At 54.9% G+C, this 7,403-nt stretch carries 5 protein-coding genes; all 5 read left to right on the plus strand.

Annotated elements, in window-relative coordinates; genetic code table 11:
- Positions 1-34 precede the first annotated feature (34 nt).
- The 5 genes from ACI3UA_RS02920 (at position 35) to ACI3UA_RS02940 (ending at position 7,362) form a co-directional block, all read left to right on the plus strand.
- On the plus strand, positions 35-586 hold the full coding sequence (locus tag ACI3UA_RS02920) for a hypothetical protein (protein ID WP_439723331.1): 552 nt from the start codon (positions 35-37) through the stop codon (positions 584-586).
- Positions 564-1,337: an efflux RND transporter periplasmic adaptor subunit gene (locus ACI3UA_RS02925; RefSeq protein ID WP_439723332.1), complete on the plus strand. Its 774-nt coding sequence runs from the start codon at positions 564-566 to the stop codon at positions 1,335-1,337. The genes ACI3UA_RS02920 and ACI3UA_RS02925 overlap by 23 nt, the downstream gene beginning before the upstream one ends.
- Positions 1,334-4,441, plus strand: a complete 3,108-nt coding sequence (locus ACI3UA_RS02930) for an efflux RND transporter permease subunit (protein WP_439723333.1) — start codon at positions 1,334-1,336, stop codon at positions 4,439-4,441. Before ACI3UA_RS02925 ends, ACI3UA_RS02930 begins: the two co-directional genes overlap by 4 nt.
- A gap of 114 nt (positions 4,442-4,555) precedes the next feature.
- Complete coding sequence (locus tag ACI3UA_RS02935; RefSeq protein WP_439723334.1) at positions 4,556-5,725, plus strand: FprA family A-type flavoprotein; 1,170 nt, start codon at positions 4,556-4,558, stop codon at positions 5,723-5,725.
- A gap of 80 nt (positions 5,726-5,805) precedes the next feature.
- Positions 5,806-7,362: an ABC-F family ATP-binding cassette domain-containing protein gene (locus ACI3UA_RS02940; protein WP_439723335.1), complete on the plus strand. Its 1,557-nt coding sequence runs from the start codon at positions 5,806-5,808 to the stop codon at positions 7,360-7,362.
- Positions 7,363-7,403: the final 41 nt, after the last annotated feature.

Below are 7,403 nucleotides of genomic sequence, written 5' to 3' on the forward strand. Positions count from 1 at the left end.
TTATTGTGCCGCAGGACATTGAGGAAGATGATTTATGCGACATCAGCTAAACAATTTACGTAATAAAAAGATGGCGACAGCAGGCGTTATTTGCCTGCTGTTGATTATTTTTATGGTTGCTTACCGGGTATCCGAGCAGCAGGTCAGCGGGCCGAAGAAGCAGGAGCTGACCCAGGTGGAGGTATACAGGCTGCAGCGGGGGGATTTGTCCAAGCACATTTCCCTGACCGGGCAGACTGTGTCGGATGCGGCCATTACCCTGTCGCCGAAGTACGCCGGCAGGGTGACGGCTGTGAACGTGCAGCTGGGTGACAAGGTAACAGAGGGACAGATATTGCTGGTGCAGGACACCGGTGACCTGGATATCGCCATCGGGCAGGCCAGGGCGGAGGCAGAGGCGGCAGGCGCTGACGCAGTTACCACCCAGGCAGGCTACTACGCCGACTATCTCAAGGCAGAGGCGGCATACGATATTCAGAAGCAGCACTACGACCGGCAGCAGTACCTGTACTCCATCGGGGGCCATTTCCCAGGATGCGCTGGATTCGGCCAGGGACCAGTATGTGACGGCCAAGGCTGCCTATGAATCGCTGGCCAACCAGTCGGAGGGCGGCAGTACCCCTGCCAGCGTCCGCTCCAAGGAGCTGGCGGCTGTCAAGAGCAGGTACAATGTCAAGGCTCTGGAAAAGCAGCGCAGCGACATGTTTATCCGCGCTCCCCGTGATGGCGTAATCAGCTACAGAAATGCCGAGGTGGGCGGCTATATTACCGCAGGCTCCAAGGTGCTGACGCTGGTTGACAACAGCCATATTTATGTGGACTGCAGCCTGTCGGAAAATGATGCGGCCGTGCTGGAGCCGGGCATGGATGTGAATGTGACCATTGATGCCCTGGGCAGGACATGCCCGGGCAAGCTGGTTTTTGTCAGCCCTGCTATGGGGGATGACAGCAAGACCTTTATGGTGCGCATTTCGCTGGAGGCGGACAGGTCAGAAATCAAGTCAGGCCTGTTTGCCCGCTCTGCCATAGATATTTTGCAGAAGAAGGACACCCTGTTTGTGCCGAAGGAAGCAATCCTGACGAAAAATGGCCGTACCTCCGTGTATGTCTATGATGAAAATACTGGAACCGTGCAGGAAAAGCAGGTGGCTATCGGCCTGATGAATGATGCGGAGGCAGAGATTGTGGATGGGCTTTCAGAAGGGGAACTGGTGGTAACCTCCGGTCAGGACAGGCTGCAGAATGACATGGCTGTCAGGGTGAAAAATATGGACAGCCTGCCGGACAGCCCTGCCGCCAAGCAGGAGGATGGCGCCGAGGGGGCTGAGCAGCGATGAACCTCACAAGATTTTCAATTAAGCGCCCTATCGGCATTTCCATGATTGTGCTGTTTTTCGTGGTGCTGGGACTGTTCAGCTTCTACCGTATCGGAGTGGAGCTTTTACCGGCCCTGAACACGCCTTATGTAACGGTATCGGTACGTTATCCTGGTGCCAATGCGGAGTCCATCGAGCAGCAGGTCATCAAGCCCATAGAGGATGCCCTGTCTTCTCTTTCCAACGTGAAGCAGATGAGCTCCACTGCCCGTTATGAGATGGGCAACGTGGGGCTGGAGCTGGAGTTTGATGCTGACGCTGACCAGGCGGCTATCGACGCCACCAAGAAGGTGGAAAGCATCCGCTATCAGCTGCCTGACGAGGCGGATGATCCGGTGGTTATCAAGCGCGATGCCAACGACCAGCCGGTGATGGAGATTGCCGTGACGGCGGACATGTCCCTGTCGGGGCTGTATGCCAAGGTGGATAACCAGTTTGCGGACAGCATCCAGCAGGCTGGCGGCGTGTCCCAGATTGAGGTGCGGGGCGGCATTGACAAGGAAGTGGCGGTAGAGGTGGACCGGGGCAGGATGGCCGCCTACAACCTAACCATGAGCGATATTGTCAATGCCATCAAGAGCGAGAACCAGCTGCTGCCATCAGGCACGATTTACACGGATACGGAACGCTCCGATGTGAGGATGATTGCCCAGTACAGGCAGGCCTCGGAGATTGAGAAGCTCTTCGTGCAGAATGGTGACAAGCAGTCAGTGCCGCTGACGGCGGTGGCCGAGGTGAAGCATCAGGATGCCAGGGCTGTCCGGGTTGCCCGCGTCAACGGCAGGGCGGCAGTCAACATGGAGATTTACAAGAACAGTGATGCCAATGTGGTGGAAACCTCGGAAAATATCCGGGAAAAGCTGGCAGAGCTGCAAAATGAAAATCCGGAGTATACCTTTACGATTGTCAGCGACGATGCGGATTATGTCAACACATCCCTGCACAATACCCTGGGCACGCTGGTGGAGGGCCTCTGCACCACGGGACTGGTGCTGTTCCTGTTTCTCAGGGGCTGGCGTTCCACGGCGGCGGTTATGGTTTCCATACCTACCTCGCTGATAGCTACTTTTTTCGTTATGTACGCGGCAGGCTTTACCTTCAACATGATGTCCCTGATGGGTATGACCTTGTGTATCGGTATTCTGGTGGATGACTCCATCGTGGTGCTGGAAAATATCGTCCGGCATCTGCAGATGGGAGAAAAGCCGGATGTGGCCGCTGAGAAGGGACGAAATGAAATCGGCATGGCGGCGATAGCCATTACCCTGTGCGATGCGGTGACTTTTCTGCCGATTGCCTTCATGTCAGGCATGACGGGGCAGTTTTTCCGCCAGTTCGGCCTGACGATTGTCTTTGCCGGCATGTTTTCCCTGTTTGTGTCCTTTACCCTGACGCCGATGCTGGCATCCCAGCTTTTCAAGAAGGGCTGGAAGGTGCCGAAGCATAAGCTGTGGGATTTTATGGACAATGTGGAGCGCTGGGCGGTGGTGCATTATGAGCGGCTGCTCAGAAAGAGCTTCCACCATCAGAAGGCGGTGCTGCTGTCCGGGCTGGGGCTTTTTATCGGCGTAATCATGCTGGTGCCTTCCGGCGTCATCGGCACGGAGTACATGCCCCGTTCCGATGAGGGCAGCTTTCAGATAATAGTGGAGCTGCCGGTGAGCCGCACCGTGGAGGAAACGGACAAGGTGCTGAAGGTGCTGGAGGACAAGCTGGACGACATGCCGGAGGTCAAGTATTACCTCACCCGTGGCGGCGGCAGTAATGCCTACGAGGGTCGCATCAAGGTGCAGCTGGTGAACCGCAGTGACCGCAGCCGCAGCATCTGGGAAGTTACGGATGAGCTGCGGAAATTTACCAAGCAGAATGACTTTGCCGGCGCCAGCATCCGCGTCGTAGAGAGCCAGACCTCCGTGGCAGGTGTGTCCGGCGGCGGAGGCCCTAACAATGGCGGTGCCCTGCGCATTGAGCTTCGGGGCAGTGACAATGAGAAGCTGGTGGACACCTCCAACCGCATCATGGAGATGCTGAAGGAGAAGGGCAATGGCCTTTCCGATGTGAGCAGTACCTATACGGAAGGCCTGCCGGAGCTGCAGATGACGGTAGACAGGGAAAAAATCCGGGCGCTGGGTGTTTCCCTCGGTGATATCGAGGGGGGCATGAGCGCGGTTATTTCCGGCCGCAGTGCAGGCACTCTGGCAAACGATCCCCTGAATGAAAATCAGGACACCGACATCAAGGTGCGTTTCAAGGGAGCCGATGGCTACAAGGTGTCGGATATTTCCGCTATCCCTGTGTCAGCCGGTGACAGGACCGTGTTCCTGGGGGATGTGGCTGACATCAGGTACGGCACCGGCCCTGTGGCCATCCGCCGTGTGGACAAGCAGAGGTCTATTTCCATCAGCGCCAACATCGGGGCAAGGCCCTTAAGCGAGGTTGTCAGCGAGGTGGATAAGGATTTAAAGGCCATGGATCTGGACGAGGGCATCAGCTACAAGTTCAAGGGACAGGCCACCAACATGAATGATACCTACGAACAGCTGCTGATGGCCCTTCTGATGGCGATGGTGCTTATCTACATGCTGCTGGCGGTGCTGTACGAGTCGGTGCTGACGCCGTTCATCCGCATGTTTTCCCTGCCGCTGGGGCTGATTGGCTCCCTTTTGTTCCTGCTCTTTACGGGCAACACGCTGAATCTGTACTCCATGATCGGTATTCTGGTGATGGATGGCGTGGTGGCAAAGAACGGCACCCTGCTGCTGGATTATACCATGACCCTGCAGGAGCGGGGCTATTCCGCCTGGAATGCCATCATTGAAGCGGGCAAGGTGCGCCTCAAGCCGATTTTCATGACTACGATTACCATGATTGTGGGCATGCTGCCGACCGCCCTTGCCATTACGGAGGGAGCGGAAACCCGTGTCAGCATGGCGTGGGTTATCATCGGCGGCCTGATTACCTCGACAATCTTTACGTTAATTGTCATACCAATTATTTTTATGTTCTTTGAGAACAACCCACCGGCCGCCTGGCTGGGCCGGTTCAGGCGAAAATACGGTATATAACTGATGGGAAATCTCCTGCATCAAATAGCTCTTGACATGGGAAATGTTTTTCTATATAACTATTATGTAGGAAATTTGTCTAATGTATCGTGTTTGAAAGGTGGTTTAAGATTCATGTTACCTGTAGAAGTTAAGAAAGATATTTACTGGGTCGGCTCTATGGATTATTCCATGCGCAGCTTCCACGGCTACAGCACGGAGCGCGGTTCTACATATAATGCATATCTCATTATGGATGAGAAGATTACGCTGATTGATACGGTGAAGGCTCCGTTCTGCATGGAGATGCTGGGGCGCATCCGCAATATTGTGGACCCGGCCAAGATTGATTATATTGTTTCCAATCATGTGGAGCCTGACCATTCCGGCGGTATTCCTTTTATGTCCCAGCAGTGCCCGAATGCCAGGATTGTCACCAGCGATCCCAACGGGCTCAAGGGTCTGACCGGCCGTTACGGAGAGAAGGACTATGTGTCCGTCAAGGCAGGGGATACCCTGTCCATCGGCAAGCGTACCCTCTCCTTCGTACCTACTCCTATGCTGCACTGGCCTGACAGCATGGTGACCTACTGCCCGGAGGAGGAGATTCTCTTCTCTAACGACGGCTTTGGTCAGCATCTGGCCACCACCGAGCGTTTTGCTGACGAGGTGGATTTCACCGAGGTTATGCATCAGGCCAAGAAGTATTATGCCAATATCCTCATGCCTTATGGCATGCAGGCACAGAAGGCTGTTGATGCCCTTGCCGGGCTGAAAATCAGCATGATTCTCACCGGTCATGGCGTGTCCTGGCGTACCAATATTGAGGACATCATTCAGGGCTACAGGGACTGGAGCAGTTTCAAAAAGTCCGACAAGGCCGTGGTGGTATTTGATACCATGTGGCATACTACGGAGATTATGGCGAAGAATGTGGCAGATGCCTTCTATCATATCGGTGTAAAGCCGGTGCTGTTCGATTTGCGCACCGACCACATTTCCGACGTGATGACGGAGCTGCTGGATGCCAAATATATCGCTGTGGGCTCCCCGACCCTCAACAACAACATGATGCCGAGCGTGGCAGGTTTCCTGTGCTACATGAAGGGGCTTGCGCCGAAGGGCTTGAAGGGCTTTGCCTTTGGCTCCTATGGCTGGGGCGGCCAGAGCATCGGTCAGGTGGAGGAAGGCCTGAAGGATTGCAAGGTGGAAATCTGCCTGCCAATGCAGAAGATTATGAACACCCCGAATCCGAAGGTGCTGAGAGATTTGCAGAATGCAGTCATGGGGCTGAAGGAAGCGTAAACGCATGATATTAAGGAGGCAGGTGCCGGTGCTTATGATTTCCGGTACCTGCTTTTTGTTGCTGACAGGAGCGTGAAGTTTTGAGTATTTTAAACGTAGAGCATGTATCGCATGGCTTTGGCGGCCGGACTATTTTTGAGGATGCATCCTTCAGGCTGTTGAAGGGGGAGCATATCGCCCTGATTGGAGCCAATGGCGAAGGAAAATCCACGTTTCTTTCCATTATAACGGGGCAGATGACCCCGGACGAGGGCAAGGTGGAATGGGCGAAGCGTGTGACCACCGGCTATCTGGATCAGCACGCGGTTCTCAAGCCTGGCATGACTATCCGCGACGTGCTTAAGACCGCCTTTGACGAGATGTACAAGCTGGAAAAGGAGATGCTGGAGTGCTATGACAGGATGGGCGAGGCTTCCCCGGAGGAAATAGACAGGATGATGGCAGATGTGGGGGATATTCAGGACATTCTGGAAGCCCACAGCTTCTATACGCTGGACAGCAGGATTGAGGAAGTAGCCAGCGGACTGGGACTGCGCGATATTGGTCTGGACAAGCCGGTTGATGCCCTGTCAGGGGGACAGCGCACCAAGGTATTGCTCACCAAGCTGCTGCTGCAGAGCCCGGATATTCTCATTCTGGATGAGCCGACCAATTTCCTTGATGCGGAGCATATTGAGTGGCTGAAAACTTATCTGCAGAATTATGAGAATGCCTTCATCCTCGTATCTCATGATGTGCCGTTCCTCAATGCCGTTACCAACGTGATTTATCATGTGGAAAACGCTACCCTGACGCGCTATACCGGCAGCTATGAGAAGTTTCAGGAGATGTATGCGGTCAAGCGCCGTCAGGAGGAGGCCGCCTACGAGCGGCAGCAGGCGGAGATTGCCAAGGAAAAGGATTTCATTCAGCGGAACAAGGCCAGGGTGGCCACCCGCGGCATGGCAAATTCACGCCAGAAGCGGCTGGACAAGATGGAGCTTTTGGAGAAGCGGACGGAGAAGCCGAAGCCTCATTTCAGCTTCCAGCTGGACCGCACGCCGAGCCGTTTCGTGATAGAGGCAAAGAGGCTGATTCTGGGCTATGACACGCCGCTGACCAATCCGGTGGACCTGCAGCTGGAGCGCGGCAAAAAGGTGGCCCTGCGGGGTGTAAACGGACTGGGCAAGACCACCCTGCTGAAAACCCTGCTGGGGCAGATTAAGCCGATTGCCGGCAGCATCGAGCTGGGAGAATTTGTTTCGCCGGGGTATTTTGAGCAGGAATCCAACCGCGGCAATGACAACACGGCCATTGAAGAAATATGGCAGGAGTACCCCGGCATGACGGAGTTTGAGGTAAGGGCGGCACTGGCGGCCTGCGGCCTGACCAATGAGCATATCACCAGCAAGATGATGGTGCTGTCCGGCGGCGAGGCGGCAAAGGTGCGCCTGTGCAAAATCATGCAGAAGCCGGTGAATCTTCTGGTGCTGGACGAGCCGACCAATCATCTTGATGTGGATGCCAAAGCGGAGCTGAAACGCGCCTTGAAGGAATACAAGGGAACTATTCTGCTGGTTTCCCATGAACCGGATTTTTATGAGGATTGGGTGGACAGCGTGTGGAATATTGAGGGCTGGACAACGAAAATTATATAATCAGGCAGCAAAAAAGAGCCGGAGACGACAGGCATAGTGCC

The organism is Anaerovibrio sp., assembly GCF_051866355.1.
Classification (GTDB): domain Bacteria; phylum Bacillota; class Negativicutes; order Selenomonadales; family Selenomonadaceae; genus Anaerovibrio.